Source organism: uncultured Brevundimonas sp., assembly GCF_937870815.1.
Classification (GTDB): domain Bacteria; phylum Pseudomonadota; class Alphaproteobacteria; order Caulobacterales; family Caulobacteraceae; genus Brevundimonas.
Map to the genome: position 1 here is coordinate 1 of NZ_CALMZS010000166.1, position 15550 is coordinate 15550.

Annotated in this window: 10 protein-coding genes and 1 riboswitch; of the genes, 5 read left to right on the forward strand and 5 right to left on the reverse strand. The window is 74.1% G+C overall.

Going from position 1 to position 15550, the window contains the following annotated elements:
* Positions 1 to 167: 167 nt before the first annotated feature.
* Positions 168 to 2891, reverse strand: a complete 2724-nt coding sequence (glnD, locus tag Q0588_RS10855) for a [protein-PII] uridylyltransferase (protein WP_298745967.1) — start codon at positions 2889 to 2891, stop codon at positions 168 to 170.
* A 6-nt stretch (positions 2892 to 2897) separates the two neighbouring features.
* Entirely contained in the window at positions 2898 to 5588 is a 2691-nt protein-coding gene (gene mutS, locus Q0588_RS10860; RefSeq protein WP_298745968.1) for a DNA mismatch repair protein MutS, read from the reverse strand.
* A gap of 331 nt (positions 5589 to 5919) precedes the next feature.
* A riboswitch (cobalamin riboswitch) is annotated at positions 5920 to 6062 on the forward strand.
* 184 nt (positions 6063 to 6246) lie between these two features.
* Between mutS and Q0588_RS10865 the strand changes: the two genes are divergently transcribed.
* Positions 6247 to 8085, forward strand: coding sequence for a TonB-dependent receptor (locus tag Q0588_RS10865; protein ID WP_298745969.1), 1839 nt, complete (start codon positions 6247 to 6249; stop codon positions 8083 to 8085).
* Here the strand turns inward: Q0588_RS10865 and Q0588_RS10870 are convergent.
* The 3 genes from Q0588_RS10870 to Q0588_RS10880 all read right to left on the reverse strand — a co-directional run bounded on the left by Q0588_RS10870 (position 8069) and on the right by Q0588_RS10880 (position 11486).
* Positions 8069 to 8989, reverse strand: a complete 921-nt coding sequence (locus Q0588_RS10870; RefSeq protein ID WP_298745970.1) for an aldo/keto reductase — start codon at positions 8987 to 8989, stop codon at positions 8069 to 8071. The two genes, Q0588_RS10865 and Q0588_RS10870, sit on opposite strands and share 17 nt — an antisense overlap.
* Positions 8990 to 9099: 110 nt before the next feature.
* On the reverse strand, positions 9100 to 10968 hold the full coding sequence (gene recQ, locus Q0588_RS10875; RefSeq protein ID WP_298745971.1) for a DNA helicase RecQ: 1869 nt from the start codon (positions 10966 to 10968) through the stop codon (positions 9100 to 9102).
* Positions 10969 to 11024: 56 nt separating this feature from the next.
* Entirely contained in the window at positions 11025 to 11486 is a 462-nt protein-coding gene (locus Q0588_RS10880; RefSeq protein ID WP_298745972.1) for an OsmC family protein, read from the reverse strand.
* A 113-nt stretch (positions 11487 to 11599) separates the two neighbouring features.
* On the opposite strand from Q0588_RS10880, the gene rpe reads away from it, so the two are divergent.
* The 4 genes from rpe to Q0588_RS10900 all read left to right on the forward strand — a co-directional run.
* Positions 11600 to 12286, forward strand: coding sequence for a ribulose-phosphate 3-epimerase (gene rpe, locus Q0588_RS10885; protein ID WP_298745973.1), 687 nt, complete (start codon positions 11600 to 11602; stop codon positions 12284 to 12286).
* Positions 12283 to 14094 carry a heparinase II/III family protein gene (locus Q0588_RS10890; protein WP_298745974.1) on the forward strand — a complete coding sequence of 604 codons (1812 nt, stop codon included), beginning with the start codon at positions 12283 to 12285 and terminating at the stop codon, positions 14092 to 14094. Before rpe ends, Q0588_RS10890 begins: the two co-directional genes overlap by 4 nt.
* A 64-nt stretch (positions 14095 to 14158) precedes the next feature.
* Positions 14159 to 15055, forward strand: a complete 897-nt coding sequence (trxA, locus tag Q0588_RS10895) for a thioredoxin (RefSeq protein WP_298745975.1) — start codon at positions 14159 to 14161, stop codon at positions 15053 to 15055.
* 10 nt (positions 15056 to 15065) lie between these two features.
* A partial coding sequence (locus tag Q0588_RS10900; RefSeq protein WP_298745976.1) for an LON peptidase substrate-binding domain-containing protein occupies positions 15066 to 15550 on the forward strand: 485 nt, incomplete at its 3' end.

Consider the following 15550-nt stretch of genomic DNA (forward strand, 5'->3'; position numbering starts at 1 on the left):
ACCGGCGGCGCGGCTTCGAGGGGTTCCGGTTCAGGCTTGGACGGGTCGGCCATGTCAGCGCCTTAGACCATTTTTGCCTCGGATCGAATCGAATCCAAAAATGGTCCAGCATCATGCCGGAGCGAAGATCCGGGTTTGGACGCGATCGCGTCCAAACCGATTTCGCCCTAGCCTGCTTCCGGCCCGCGCGACACCGGCCGCCGCGCCGGGCGCAGCCGGCCGACCTCGGACACGTCGCGCAGGCTGGCGCGGACCGGCGCCGACCGGGGCGCGCCCCCCCGCTCCTTGTGGTCGAGCACCGCCTCGAGATCGCTCCGCAACCGTTCCAGCGCCGCCCCGGCCTTCGGCTTCCGGCCCCGGGCGTCGGTGACGTAGAAGCTGTCGACCGCCCGCTCGCCGAAGCCGGCGACATGGGCCGAGCGGATCGACAGCCCGGCGCCGGCCAGCACCCGCGCCAGATCGGCCAGCAGCCCCGGCCGGTCGGCGCCGGACACCTCGACCACGGCCGCGCTCGGACTCTGCTCCAGATCGACGATGGTGGTCGGGCGCACGTCGAAGGCGGCGCGGCGCGGATTGAACGGCGCCGGGGACGGCGGGGCGCGGCCCGCCTGCCCCCGCGCCGCCGCCTCCAGCGCCTTGATCAGGCGGGCGATCCGCCCGGGCTCGGCCTGACCGTAGGGCGCGCCCGCGCCGTCCTGGAGTTCGAACACGTCCAGCGCCGCGCCGTCCTCCGCGGTCGCCACGCGCGCGCCGACGACATCGGCCCCCGCGGCCGCCAGGGCTTCGGCCAGATCGACGAACAGGCCGGGCCGGTCGCCCGCCGCCACGGCCACCCGCGTCGCCGAACCTTCGTCGTTCGACGGCCTGTCCAGCACCTCGGCCGCCGCGCCGTCGGCCCGGGCCCGGGCCATCAGTTCCGGATAGTCGTCCAGCGGATCGCTCCGCGTGATGTCCTCGCCCCGGAACGCCGCCTCCGTGCGCTGGTAGAGATCGCGGATCAGCTGCCCCTTCCAGCCGTTCCACACCCCCGGCCCGACCGCGCGGATGTCGGCCACGGTGAGGACCAGCAGGGTCCTCAGCCGCTCCGGGTCGCCGACCAGTTCGGTGAAGGCCCGCACCGTCTCCGGATCGGAGACGTCGCGCTTCTGGGCGTAGTCGCTGAGCGCCAGGTGGTTGCGCACCAGCCAGACCACGAACTCGACCCGGCGCGGATCGAGGCCGAGCCGGTCGCAGGCGCGGCGGGCGGCGATGGCCCCGTCCTCGAGCTGGCCCCGGTCGCCGCCCTTGCCGACGTCGTGCAGCAGCATGGCCAGCATCAGGGCCTCGAAGTCGTCGATGCGGTGAACCACCTCGCTGGCGGTCGGATGGTCACCCTTCAGCTTGCCGCGCCAGATGTCGTTGATGATGCCGATGGCCTGCAGGGTGTGCTCGTCGACGGTGTAGGCGTGATACATGTTGAACTGGGTCTGGCCGACGATCCGTCCCCATTCGGGCAGGAACCGCCCCAGCAGCCCGGTCTCGTTCATCAGCGTCAGCACCCGGTAGGGCCTCTGGCCCTGGGCGAGGACGTCGAGGAAGGCGCGGGTCGCCTCCGGGTCGCGGCGCAGCGACGGCGTCACCAGCGACAGCGACCGGCTGACCGCCGAGAAGGCGTCGGGATGCAGGTCGAGGTCGTGGGCGTCGGCGCAGCGGAACAGGGTCAGCAGCTTCTCCGGGGCGTCGGCGAACACCTCCGGCCCGGTCACCGAAAGCCGCCCGCCGTCCTCGACGAAGCCCTCGACGCCCAGCTTGCGCCGGCGGCCGGGGATCAGCCGCGACAGCGACAGGGTCGGCTTCTGCTGGCGGGCCTCCAGCTTGGCCGACAGGGCCCGGGTCAGGCCGCCGACGTCGCGGGCGACCAGGAAGTAGCGCCGCATGAAGCGCTCGACCGCCGGCTCGTCGCCGCGGCCGCGCCAGCCCATCCGCCGCGCCACCTCGGGCTGCAGGTCGAAGGTCAGCTTCTCCTCGGCCCGCCCGGCCACCAGATGCAGGTGGGCCCGGGTGCGCCACAGGAAGTCGAACGCCTCCTCGAAGGTGCGCCGCTCGCGCGGGGTCAGCAGGTCGTCCATGACGCGCGCGCCCAGCGGGCTGTCGGGGGCCAGCGAGCGGGCGATCCAGAACAGGGTGTTGAGGTCGCGCAGCCCGCCCTTGCCGTCCTTGACATTGGGCTCGACCCGGTAGCGCACGGCGCCGGCCTTCTGGTGGCGGACGTCGCGCTCCTCCAGCTTGGCGGCGATGAACGGCCGCGGGTCGGCCTTGACCACCAGGGCGCGGAAGCGGGCGATGAAGTCTCCCGCCAGCCGCTCGTCGCCGGCCAGCGGCCGCGCCTCGAGCAGGGCGGTGCGCACCGTCATGTCCGATCTGGCCAGGGCCAGGCATTCGTCGACCGAGCGCGCCGACTGGCCGACCTTCATGCCCAGGTCCCACAGCACATAGAGCATGAATTCGATGACCTGTTCGGTGCGCGGGATCGACTTCCACGGGCGCAGGAACAGCAGGTCGAGGTCCGAGAACGGGGCCAGCACGCCCCGCCCGTAGCCGCCGACGGCGATCAGGCTGAGCCGTTCGGCCTCGGTCGGATTGGGGGCCGGATAGACCTGTTCGGTGGCGAACCGCCACAGCGCCCCCAGCAGGTCGTCGGCGGCCGCCGCATAGAGCCGCGCCACCTCGACGCCGCCGAGGCCGTTTTCGAGGCGCTGGGCCGCGCGCGCCGTGGCCGCCGCCCACATCCGGCCGAGGATTTCGGTGGCGGCGGCGCGCGGGTCCGGGGCCGATGCGGCCGCCGCCCAGGCGTCGCCGTCGGGGCCGGGGGCTTCGGCGAGGTCGGCCGCGCGGCGGGTGCGGGGGCTCATCGGCCGCTACCCCCTGATCGCCTTCAGCCGGTAGAGGGTCTCCAGCGCCTCGCGCGGCGACAACTCGTCCGGATCGATGGCCGACAGCGCGTCCCGCAGGGCCGACGACGGCGCCGGCGCCGGCGGTTCGGAGACCGCGAACAGCGGCAGGTCGTGAAGACTGGCGGCGGCGGCCTTCTCGCCCTCCAGCCGGTCGAGCACCTCGCGGGCGCGAGCGACGACGGCGGCGGGGACGCCCGCCAGCTTGGCCACCTGCACGCCATAGGAACGGTCGGCGGCGCCCGGCGCCGCCTCGTGCAGGAAGACCAGCTCGCCGTTCCACTCGCGGGCCTTCATCGACAGGTTGCAGACGTGGGCCAGCCGCGTCTCCAGCCCGGCCAGCTCGTGATAGTGGGTGGCGAACAGGGTGCGGGCGCGGTTGCGCTCGTGCAGGGCCTCGGCCACGGCCCAGGCGATCGCCAGGCCGTCGTAGGTGGCGGTGCCGCGGCCGATCTCGTCGAGCACGACAAAGCTGCGGTCGGTGGCCTGGGTCAGGATGGCGGCGGTCTCGACCATCTCCATCATGAAGGTGGAGCGGCCGCGGGCGAGGTCGTCGCCGGCCCCCACGCGGCTGAACAGCCGGTCGACGACGCCGAGCCGCATCGACCGGGCCGGCACGAAGGCCCCCGCCTGGGCCAGCACCACCAGCAGGGCGTTCTGGCGCAGGAAGGTCGACTTGCCGGCCATGTTCGGCCCGGTGACGATCGACAGGCGCGCACAGCCGGCCCCGGCCCCGTCGAGCCGGCAGTCGTTGGGCGTATAGGGGTCGCCGGCCGATTTCACCGCGGCCTCGACCACCGGATGGCGTCCGGCGACGACCTCGAAACAGGCGGTGTCGTCGACCACCGGCCGCACCGCCCCGACCTCCTCGGCCCATTCCGCCAGGGCCGCGTGGGCGTCGAGCTCGGCCAGGGCTTCGGCGACCGCCTGCAGCGGGCCGGCCAGGGACTGGACGGCGCCCCGCCAGGTCTCGAAGGTCTCGCCCTCGATGGCCAGGGCGCGGCGCCCGGCCTGACTGATCTTCGCGTCCAGCTCCGACAGTTCGACGGTGGTGAACCGCACCTGGCTGGCCAGGGTCTGGCGATGGATGTAGGGCCCGCCGGCGCCGGGACGCAGCAGGGCTTCGGCGGCCCGGGCCGAGGTCTCGAGGAAATAGCCGAGCACGGCGTTGTGGCGGATCTTGAACGGCACGCCGGAATCGGCCACGGCGCGGGCCTCGAGATCGGCCACCACGCGGCGGCTGTCGTCGCGCAGCCTGCGGGCCTCCTCCAGCTCGGGCCGGTAGCCGGACGCGACGAAGCCGCCGTCGCGGGCCAGGTGCGGCGGGTCCGCGACCAGGCCGGCGGTCAGTTCGGCCAGCAGGCCCCCGGTTTGCGGCGACGGGGCCAGCCGGTCGAGGCAGCCGGCGAGGCGGGGCGGGGGGCCGGTCAGCGGATCGCGATCCGGAGGAAACAGGCGGGCGACGCCCTCGGCCGCCGACAGGCCGCTGCGGATCGCCGCCAGGTCGCGCGGCCCGCCGCGGCCGAGGGCCAGCCGGGACACCGCCCGGGCCACGTCCGGGGCCGCCTTCAGCCCGTCCCTCAGATCCCGCCTCAGGTCGCGACGCTCGACCAGCCACTCGACCGCGTCGAGCGCGTGGTTGATGGCCGCGGGATCGCGCAGCGGCCGGGCGATCCGCTCGGCCAGGGCCCGCGCCCCGCTCGAGGTCACCGTGCGGTCGATGCAGGCCAGCAGCGAGCCCTCGCGCTCGCCGCGCTGGGTGCGGTCGATCTCGAGGCCCAGCCGCGTGGCGGGATCGATGGCGAGGAAGCCGGAGTCGCCGGACCGCCGCGGCGGCGACAGGGCCGGACGGCTGCCGGCCTGGGTGGTCTCAAGATAGGCGGCGATCAGTCCCAGCGCCGAGACTTCCGCCTCCTCGAAGGCCCCGAAGCCGTCCAGCGAGGCGACGCCGTACAGGCGCGCGACGCGGACCCGCGCCCCGACCGGCTCGGCCAGGGCCTGCGGCAGGGCCTGGACCACCCCGCCCGAGCCGTCCAGCGCCGCCTTCGCCGTCGCGTCCGGGAACAGCCGGTCGGGGACCAGCACCTCGGACGGCCGGAATGCGGCCAGGGCGGCGGCCAGGTCGTCGAGCGAACAGGCCACCACGTCGACCGAGCCGGCCGACAGCTCGACCACGGCCACGGCCGCCCGCCCCTTGCGGATCGCCACCGCCGCCAGCCGGTTGGCCCCGCGCGCGTCGAGCAGGCTGTCCTCGGTCAGGGTTCCCGGCGTGACCACGCGGACGATGTCGCGCCGGACCACCGCCTTGGAGCCGCGCTTCCTCGCCTCGGCCGGGACCTCGAGCTGTTCGCAGATCGCCGCCTTGAAGCCCTGCCGGATCAGCCGGGCCAGATAGCCGTCCAGCGCATGCACCGGCACCCCGGCCATCGGGATGTCCTCGCCCTGGTGCCTGCCCCGCTTGGTCAGGGTGATGCCCAGGGCCGCCGCGGCGATCTCGGCGTCCCGAAAGAACAGCTCGTAGAAATCCCCCATGCGGAAGAACAATATGGCGTCCGGCGCCTGGGCCTTGGCCGCCAGGAACTGCGCCATGACCGGCGTCACCCCCTCGGAGGACGGGATCGCGTCGGCTTTCGGCGGATGGGCGAGGGGGGCGTTCATCTGAGCGCCGCAGGGTGACGGATTGCGGGCGCCCCCTCAAGCGTTCCCTTGCGCCATCCTGTCGGGGTGCGGTCGGCAGTGCTGGTTCGTCACAACGAACACAAAGGAAGAGGCACGAAGGACACGACGGGACCGGCGCCGAACTCGCGCGCAGCGCCTTCAGCTCGATGAGGATCGAAACGCCTGCGGCGCCTCCGCTCGGTCCCGTCGTGTTCTTTGTGGCTTCTCTTCTTCGTATCCGTTGTGACGAACCAGCCGGCGGCGGGCCCTCAGTCATGGGATAGCCGCTTGTCCGAAAGGCGCGTCCCTGCCACAAGCGCGGCAGGCGGTTTAGGGAACGCGGTCAGACACCGCGGCTGTGCCCGCAACTGTAGGCGGCGAGGCCGCCGTCCGGTCCGGGGGAGCGATCCCCGGCGCCACTGGGTGACCGGGAAGGCGTGGACGGCGGCTTTTAACCCGCAAGCCAGGAAACCTGGCCGCCGACGTCGCTCGTCCGCTGTCCGGGATCAGACAGAGGCGTGGGGCCAACCCTTCCGCCTGTGCGGAAGCTGTTCCGTCGAAGCGACCCGACCCTTGCGCCGTACCCCATCCGGGGACGGGTCGGTCGCTTTCACACGCCGCCGCGCAGCGCCAGCGCGGGGCCGACGGAGATCCGCGAATGACGCGATCCATCCTCTACGCCACGGCCGCGGCCGTGCTGTTTCCGCTGTCCGCCCACGCCCAGTCCGCGGACGACGCCGACGACGTCCTGCCCGAGGTCGTCGTCACCGCCACCCGCCTGCCGGCCATCGTCGCCGACACGCCCGGCGCCCGGGTCATCGACCGCCAGACCATCGAGCGGCGCGGCGCGGTCTTCGCCGCCGACATCCTGGGCGACGTGCCCGGCCTGTCCGTGGTCCGCTCCGGCGCCTTCGGCGGCGTCGCCCAGGTGCGGATGCGGGGCGCCTCGCCCGGCAAGACCCTGGTGCTGATCGACGGCGTGCCGGTCAACGACCCGGCCGAGGTCAACGGCGCCTTCGACTTCTCCGGCCTCGAACTGTCGGACATCGAGCGCGTCGAGGTGCTGTCCGGCCCGCAGTCGTCGCTGTGGGGCTCGGACGCCATCGGCGGGGTGATCGCCTTCACCACCCGGGATCTGGACGGACTGGCGCTGGAGGCGGAAGCGGGCACGTTCGGGACCGTTCGCGGCCGCCTCGCCGCGGGCCGCTCCACGGACCGTTACGGCTTCGGCGCCTGGGTGTCGCATTTCGACACGGACGGGATCTCGGCCGCCGACGCGTCCGACGGCAACCCCGAGGCGGACGGCTTCACCTCGACCACCGCCGGCGTCCGGGGCCGCTACGCCTTCACCGGGACCGCCTCCATCGACGGCGCGATCCGCTGGACCGACAGCGAGGCCGACCTCGACGGCTATCCGCCCCCGGCCTTCGTTCTCGCCGACACCGCCGATACCCAGGCCAGCGAGCAATGGTCCGGCTTCGGCCGCCTGGGCCTCGAGGCCCTCGGCCTGTCGCACCAGCTCAGCGTCTCGGCCTCCGACATCGCCCGCGAGACCGTCTCCGCCTTCCCCTCGGCGTTCGAAGCCGACCGGCAGGTGATTCGCTGGCAGGCGGGCGGCGAGACCGCCGGCGTCGCCTTCGTCGTCGGCGCCGAACGCGAGGACACCGAAGGCAGTCTCTCGACCGGACTGACGGAGACTCTCGGCACGACCTCCGCCTTCGCCACCGCCCGCGTCGAGCCGACGGCCCGGCTGAGCCTTTCCGGCGCCTTGCGGTTCGACGACACGGACGACTTCGGCTCGAAAGCCACGGGGCGGGTCTCGGCGGCGCTCGACGCCGGCGCCGGCGTCACCCTGTCCGCCGCATATGGCACGGGCTTCAAGGCCCCCTCGATCAGCCAGGCCGTATGCGACTACTGCTTCTCGTCGCGGCCCTTTCCGGTGCTGCGGCCCGAGACCGCGACCGGCTATGAGGGCGCGATCGGCTGGGTCTCCGCCAATGGACGCATTGAAGGCCGCGTCACCGCCTACCGGCTCGAGGTCGAGGACCAGATCACCTATGTCTTCGATCCCGCGACCTTCGACAGCTATTACGTCAACGTCGCCGAGACCGCGACCGACGGGGTCGAGCTGGAGGGGCGCGCCCGCCTTGGCGGCGGCTTCGACCTGAGCCTCGCCTGGGCCTGGACCGACGCCCGCGACGGGACCACCGGCGCGCGGCTGCTGCGCGTGCCGGAGCGGGCCGGCTCGGCCACCCTCGGCTGGTCTGGCGAGCGGCTGTCGGCGGCGCTGACGGTCCGGGGCGAGAGCGACCAGGACGACGCCGGCGGGGTGCGCGAGGCCTTCGTCACCGCCGGCCTGAACGGCTCATACGCCTTGACGGACCAGGTCTCCCTGACGGCGCGGATCGATAACCTGGCGGACGAGCGCTATCAGCAGGTGTTCGGTTATGGCGAACCGGGCCGGTCCGGCTACATCGGGATCAGGCTGCGCTACTGACCCGCCCGCGTCCCTGAAGACCGGGGCCGGCGGCGGCCATCGTCGCCGGCTCCAGCTGCAGGGCGGCCCAGTCGAGCGCGGGGGTGGGGGCGTTGGCGGCCGCCACCACCGCCCGCAATTCGGCGGCGGAGGCGACGCTGGCGATCACGGCCGACACCTGCGGCAGACCCATGACATAGGCCAGGGAGGCCTGCATCGGATCGATCCGGGCCTCGGCGAGGCGGCGGCGGATGCGCGACAGGCTGTGGGCGTGCGCGGCCATGCCGGGGGGCAGGGGCTCGCCGCTGATGAACAGCAGGCCGTCGGCGAACACCGAACAGGCGTGAACGGCCACGCCCAGCCCGGCCAGCTCCGACAGCACCCCGGCATGCTGGACGCGCTGGTCCAGCAGGCTGACCGGCAGCTCGACCACATCGGGCTGGAAGCGCCGCGCCAGCAGGGCGGGCCCGTCCTCGACCGTGGCCCGGAAGCCGATGCGCCGGAACAGGCCGCGGGCCTTGAGGGCCTCGAGCCGATCCCACAGGGCGCGTCCCTCGGCTCCGGCCAGGTCGTCCGCGCCGGAGACCAGCAGGGCGTCGCCCCGGGGCAGTCCCAGCCGCTCGAGCGAGCGCCGGGCGCGGGCCTCCACCCGGTCGACGCCGTCGGTGATGGAGACGGTCCGCACCGTCACCTGGAAGGGCGACGGGAACGGCCACGCCTGGCCGAGGCGGCGCTCGCCGTCGCCGTCCGGCCGGGTGGCCACCAGGGTGACGCCGGCGTCGGCGGCGGTCTGCAGCAGGAAGCGCAGCGCCTCCTCGCGGGCGCCGGCCGGAAGCGGGGCGTAGGAATTGACGGCGCGGACCGGCTCGTGGACGACCGCCACGGCCAGTTTGTCGATCGGAGAAGGGGCGCGGTTGGCGATCACCGCCGGACTGTGACGCTGAAAGTTTAAGGCCCCCCTTCCGAGACCTTGCCTGAATCTTACCGGCGGAACGGCGGTAGCTTACCGGCGGAACGGCGGTCGGCGGGCGCGGGTCAGGCGGCGCGCCGGGCCAGGGCCCGCAGTACGCCCTCGCCATACCGGTCCAGCCGGGTTTGACCGACGCCCGGCACCCGGGCCAGCCGCTCCAGGTCCCCGGGCTCGGCGAGGGCGATCTCCAGCAGGGTCTTGTCCTGGAAGATCACATAGGGCGGCACCCGCTGTTCGGCCGCCCGCTCGCGGCGCCAGGCCCGCAGGGCCTCGAACCGGGCCCGGATCTCGGCGTCGAGGTTTTCGAGCGCGGCGTTGCGGCCGGTGCGGGCCCGTTCGCGCGGCGCGGAAGCCCGGGCCGGGGCGAGCCGGACGTGGAGCGGCCGCTCTCCGCGGTAGACCGCCCGCACCGCCCCGGGATCCCCGAGCCTGACCAGCGGCTTGCCCTCGTTCGGGTCCTCGACCAGCAGGCCCTCGAACAGCAGGTGGTCGAGCACGTCGCGCCATGTGGACGGGTCGGTGTCGGCGCCGACGCCCCAGGTGGACAGGGCCGCCTCCCACGGCTGGACATCCCGGGTCCGGCCGCGCAGGTGGTCGATGATCCGGCCGCGACCGAAGCGCTCCCCCAGCCGCTGCACCGCCGCCAGCGCCTTCTGGGCCGGCACGGTGGCGTCGAACAGGGCCGGCGGGTCCTGGCAGATGTCGCAGACGCCGCACGGCTCCGCCCCGGCCTCGCCGAAATAGCGCCGCACCGCCTGCGGCCGGCACACGGCGCCGTCCAGCATGGCGAACAGCTGGCGCGCCTTCTTCACCTGCACCGCCTTGACCTCTTCGGCCATCGGCCGGCCCTCGAGCCGGCGCAGGGTCCAGGCGATGTCGGACGGGCCATACAGGGTGATGCCCTCGGCGGGGTCGCCGTCGCGCCCGGCCCGGCCGATCTCCTGCCAGTAGGCCTCCAGCGAACCGGGCGGATCGGCATGGATGACGAAGCGCACATCGGCCTTGTCCACCCCCATGCCGAAGGCGATGGTCGCCACCATCACCGCCCCGTCCTCGGCCAGGAAGCGCTCCAGCCGACGGTCGCGGTCGCGCGCATCGAGGCCGGCGTGGTAGGCGATGGCGTTGGTCCCGGCCTCGCGCAGCGCCTCGGCCACCCGCTCGCAGCCGTCGCGCGAACCGCAATAGACGACCCCCGACCTGCCGCCCCGCCGGCGGACCAGTTCGATGACGGCGGCGTCGGTGCGGGCCCGCGAGCCGTTCTCCTTGCGCACCGCGGACAGCTGCAGGTTGGGGCGGGCGAAGCTGTCGACCACCACCCGCGCCTCGCCGAGCCGCAGCGACCGGACGATGTCCTCGCGGGTGCGGGCGTCGGCGGTGGCGGTGACGGCGACCCGCGGCACGCCCGGGAACAGGTCCGCGAGCCGGCCCAGGGTCCGGTAGTCCGGCCGGAAATCATGTCCCCACTGCGAGACGCAGTGGGCCTCGTCGATGGCGATCAGCGACAGCGGCAGGTCATGCAGCCGGTCGATCAGGTGCGGCTGCGCCAGTCCCTCGGGCGAGACATAGAGCAGGTCCAGGTCGCCGGCCCGCGCCGCGCGCCAGACTTCCGACCGGTCGTCCAGCGAGACGCCGGAATCGAGCCGGGCCGCGGCGACGCCCTGCTGCCTGAGCGCCTCGACCTGGTCGGTCATCAGCGCGATCAGGGGCGAGACCACCAGCCCCAGGCCCGGCCGGAGGATGGCGGGAATCTGGTAGCAGACGCTCTTGCCGCCTCCGGTCGGCAGCACGGCGAGCACGTCGCGTCCGGCCAGCGCCTCGGCCACCACCTCGGCCTGCCGGCCGCGGAAGTCGGCGTGGCCCCAGACCCGGTTCAGCGTCGCGCGCGCCTGCGCCAGCGACGGCGGATCGGCCAGGAGAATCGGATCGGCGGGCATCGCCGCCTTGTGGCGCATTTGTTCCCGGCTGTGAACGGCCGACCGGCCGGATCGCCTCAGCGCGGCTCGATCGTCACCGCCGCGCGGATCGAATTGGCGATGTAACAGGCCTCGTGGGCGCGGTGGTGCAGGTCGTCCAGGGCGGCGGCGTCGGGCTGCGTCTCGCCGGAGAAGACGACTTCCGGCCGCAGCGTCACCGCGGTGATCGACATCCTGCCCCGCTCGTCGCGGCCGAGCACGCCGGCGGCGTCGTCGCGGTAGCGGTCGACCACGAAGCCGTCCTTGCGGGCGTAGGCCAGGAAGAACAGCATGTGGCAGCTGGACACGGCGGCCACCAGGGCCTCCTCCGGATCGACGGCGGCCGGGTCGGACAGGGGCGCCGGCACGCTGGACGGGGCCGCGGAGCCGCGCACCACCGCCCCGCCGTCGAAGCGCCAGTCGTGGGCGCGGGCGTACCGGTTGTCGGAGAAGACCTGGCCGTCCCGGCTCCATTCGATGGTGGCGACGTGCTCGCTCATGGCGCTTCTCCGCGGGGCCGGGCCGGCCGATGACCGAACCGTGTAGCAGCGGCGGGCGCCGAAACCCAGTGCGCGCCTTGCTACGGCCGGCGACCGGCCTTATCCCCGCACCCATGCCCGCGCCGTTGATCTGCCCGTCCATCCTCGCCAGCGACTTCGCCCGCCTGGGCGAGGAGGTCGCCGCCCTCGAGGCGGCCGGGGCCGACTGGGTCCATGTCGACGTGATGGACGGCCATTTCGTGCCCAACCTCACCATCGGCCCGGAGGTGGTGAAGGCGCTGCGTCCGCACACCGGCCTGCCGTTCGACGTCCACCTGATGGTCGCCCCCGTCGATCCGTGGCTGGAGGCCTTCCGCGAGGCGGGCGCGGACTGTCTGACCGTCCACCCCGAGAGCGGGCCGCACCTGCACCGCACCCTCGGACGCATCCGTCAGCTGGGCGCGAAGGCGGGGGTGGTGCTGAACCCCGGGACGCCGCTGGAGGTGCTCGGCGAGGTCATCGACCTCGTCGACCTGGTGCTGCTGATGTCGGTCAACCCGGGATTCGGCGGCCAGTCGTTCATCCCCGGGACCCTGCGCAAGATCGAACGCGCCCGCGCCCTGCTCGATGCGGCCGGTTCGCCGGCGCACCTGCAGGTCGACGGCGGGGTCACGGCCGCCAACGCCGGGGCCTGCGTGGCCGCCGGCGCGGACGCCCTGGTCGCCGGCACGGCGGTGTTCCGGGGCGGCCCGGGCGCCTATGCCGACAACATCCGGGCGCTGAAGACCGCCCGAGCGGCGGACCCTGCCGCCCCGGCATGAGTCCGCTCGGTCCCTTCGCCCGCGTCGAGGCCGACGCCCCCGCCCCCGGCGAAATCCCCGGCCTGCGCGGCGCGCCCATGCGCACGCCGGTCCGGACCACGGAGGCGACCGCCGGCCCGGGCCTGTGGCCCGCCGTGCTCGGCCGGCTGATGACCCGCCAGCTGTGGATCGAGCTGTACGGCCTGCCCGGCTACGCCCTGACCCTCAGGGGCCGCCGGGCGCAGGGCTTCGCCGCCACGCCGCGCGACTTCCGCCCGGTCGACGCCGCCCCGGGCAAGCTGCTGCTCGGCGGAAAATTCGTCCTCGCCGGGGCCAGCCTCGAAGCCGCCGCCCCCGAGGACCCGTGGAACCGGCCGAGCCCGACCCGCGCCTTCGCCGTCGAGCTGCACGCCTTCGCATGGCTGCCGTCGCTGATGCTGCAGGGCGAGCGCGGCGCGCGCGAAGCCCTGCGCCTGACCCTGGCCTGGGCCACGGTGTTCGCCCGCTGGTCGCCGTTCGCCTGGGACCCCGCCCTCCTGGCCCGGCGCAGCTTCAACCTCGCCTGCGCCGCCCGGCGCATGGGCGAGGCGGCCACCGAGGCCGAGCGGCTGCGGCTGGCCGACGTCCTGGGCCGGCAGGCGCGCCAGCTGCTGCGCCCGCCGGGCGGCGTGGCCGGCAGGGCCGAGCGCCTGGTCGCCGCCGCCACGGCGGGGTGCGCCCTGGCCGGCGCCCCCGGAACCGGCCTGAGGCGGCGGGCCCTGCGCGCCCTGCCGTCGGCGCTGGCCCGGACGGTGGCGGAGGACGGCGGCCACGCCTCGCGCAGTCCGGAGGCCGGGCTGGAGCTGCTGCTCGACCTGCTGACCCTCGAGGACGCCCTCGCCCAGCTGTCGGAGGCCGTCCCCGGCCCGGTGCAGGCGGCGATCCGGCGGCTGGGCGCGGCGGCCCGCTTCCACACCCTGCCGGACGGCCGGCTGATCACCGTCCAGGGCGGCGGCCCGTCGAGCCCCGCGCGGGTGGCCGCGGCGCTCGCCGACGACGAGGACGCGGCCGCCGAGGCGCCGTCCGGCGCGGTCGGCGGCGTCGCCCGCATCCGCAGCCCGCTGCTGACCGTCGCCGCCGACATCGCCGCCCCGGCCCGCGGCGCCTGGTCCGCCGCCGCCTGCGCCCAGCCGCTGGCGCTGGAGATCGTCTGCGGGCGCGACCGCCTGGTCACCGGCTGCGGCTGGACGCCGCGCGCGGCCGACCGCCAGGGGCTGCGGCTCGGCCCCGGCCACTCGACCCTGTCGCTCGGCGAGACCTCGACCGGCGCGCCCCTCGGCGGCTGGAAGGGCGAGCTGCTCGGCCATCGCCTGATCGCCAGACCCCTGCGCCTCGAGGTCCATCGCCGCGACGGCGAGGGGGCCGTCTGGCTCGAGGCCGAACACGACGGCTGGGTCCACGATTTCGGCCTGCTGCACCAGCGCCGCCTCTATCTCGACCAGCGGCTCGACGAGCTCCGCGCCGAGGAGCGCCTGCACCCGGCCCCCGGACAGAAGGACGTGGTGCGCGCCATCGCCGCCCCCTATGCGGTGCGCTTCCAGCTCGAGCCGGGGGTGCAGGCGTCGCTGGCCCGCGACCGGCGCTCGATCCTGCTGCGCGGCCATTCGGGCCGCGGCTGGTGGTTCCGCACCGACGGCCCCGACGTGGCCATCGAGCCGTCGGTGCACATCGACGAGGGCCTGACCCGGCGCTCGCTGCAGATCGTCGTGCGCGGCTCGGCCCGCACCGATTCCGAGACCAAGATCCGCTGGAAGCTCAGCCCCGCCGGCGCCGGCGGCGAACCGACTTGAGTATGGACCCGTTCGGGACCATCTGACCGTTTCCGCGTTACGACTGATCCGATACAGGACCGCCATGAGCCTCGCCGATCCCAAACCCCTTCCCGCCGACCTGATCAAGGAGGGCTCCGACGCCGGCTTCATGGCCGACGTGATCGAGGCGTCGAAAACCCAGCCGGTGCTGGTCGACTTCTGGGCCACCTGGTGCGGGCCGTGCCGGACCCTGACCCCGATGCTGGAAAAGGCCGTCCGCGCCGCCGGCGGGGCGGTCAGACTGGTCAAGATCGACATCGACCGGAACCCCGCCTACGCCGGCCAGCTGCGCGTCCAGTCGATCCCCACGGTCTACGCCTTCGTCGACGGCCAGCCGGTCGACGGCTTCCAGGGCGCGGTGCCCGAGAGCCAGCTCAAGGCCTTCATCGACAAGCTGACCGGCGGGACGAGCGCCAATTCCGACATCGAACAGCTGATGTCGATGGGCGAGGAATCGCTGGCGCTCAACGACCTCGGCGGCGCGGCCCAGGCCTTCGCCCAGGTGATGACCCTCGAGCCGGGGCACGAGGCGGCGATCGCCGGCATGGCCCGGGTCTATCTCGCCGACGGCGACGTCGACCAGGCGCGGCAGACCATCGCCATGGCCCCGGCCGGGTCGAACAACGCCCAGGTCCAGTCGGTCCGGGCGCAACTGAGCCTGGCTTCGGCCGCCCCGGGCGGCGCCCCGGCCGGGCTCGAGGCGCGCCTCGCCGCCGATCCGCACGACCACCAGGCCCGCTACGACCTGTCGCTGGCCCAGGCCGCCGCGGGCGACCTGAAGGGGGCGGTGGACAGTCTTCTGGCCATCGTCGCCGCCGATCGCGACTGGAACGACCAGGCCGCCCGCAAACAGCTGCTGGTCGTGTTCGACGCCGCCGGGCCGGCGTCCGAGATCGCCCGCGACGGCCGGCGCCGTCTTTCTTCCATCCTGTTCGCCTAGGAGGCCGCGCATGGCGCAGGGCTATGTCAGGGCCGCCGACCTGCCGCAGGTCATCCCGGTCTTCCCCCTGCCCGGGGCCATCCTGCTGCCGCGCGGCCAGCTGCCGCTCAACATCTTCGAGCCGCGCTATCTGAACATGGTCGACGACGCCATGGCCGGCGACCGGATCATCGGCATGATCCAGCCCGGGTCCGGCGCGCGCGGCCTGCCCGGCCTGTCGCCGGTGGGGTGCGCCGGCCGGATCACCAGTTTCGCCGAGACCTCCGACGGCCGCTATCTGATCACCCTGACCGGCTGCGCCCGCTTCCGGCTGGCCAGCGAACTGCCGACCCGGGCCCCCTACCGCCAGGTCCGCGCCGACTTCGCGCCGTTCGAGGCCGACCTCGCGGCCCCGCCCGCCGACGACGCCGGCCTCGACCGCGAGACCCTGCTCGACGCCCTGAGGGCCTATCTGGAGACGCGGGGCCTGGACATCGACTGGGACACCGCCGAGAC

Excerpts from the sequence above, each read along its gene's own strand:
- recQ (WP_298745971.1), bottom strand. The coding sequence starts at position 10,968 with ATGCCCGCCGATCCGATTCTCCTGGCCGATCCGCCGTCGCTGGCGCAG.
- Q0588_RS10880 (WP_298745972.1), bottom strand. The coding sequence starts at position 11,486 with ATGAGCGAGCACGTCGCCACCATCGAATGGAGCCGGGACGGCCAGGTC.
- Q0588_RS10890 (WP_298745974.1), top strand. The coding sequence starts at position 12,283 with ATGAGTCCGCTCGGTCCCTTCGCCCGCGTCGAGGCCGACGCCCCCGCC.
- mutS (WP_298745968.1), bottom strand. The coding sequence starts at position 5,588 with ATGAACGCCCCCCTCGCCCATCCGCCGAAAGCCGACGCGATCCCGTCC.
- glnD (WP_298745967.1), bottom strand. The coding sequence starts at position 2,891 with ATGAGCCCCCGCACCCGCCGCGCGGCCGACCTCGCCGAAGCCCCCGGC.
- rpe (WP_298745973.1), top strand. The coding sequence starts at position 11,600 with ATGCCCGCGCCGTTGATCTGCCCGTCCATCCTCGCCAGCGACTTCGCC.
- Q0588_RS10865 (WP_298745969.1), top strand. The coding sequence starts at position 6,247 with ATGACGCGATCCATCCTCTACGCCACGGCCGCGGCCGTGCTGTTTCCG.
- trxA (WP_298745975.1), top strand. The coding sequence starts at position 14,159 with ATGAGCCTCGCCGATCCCAAACCCCTTCCCGCCGACCTGATCAAGGAG.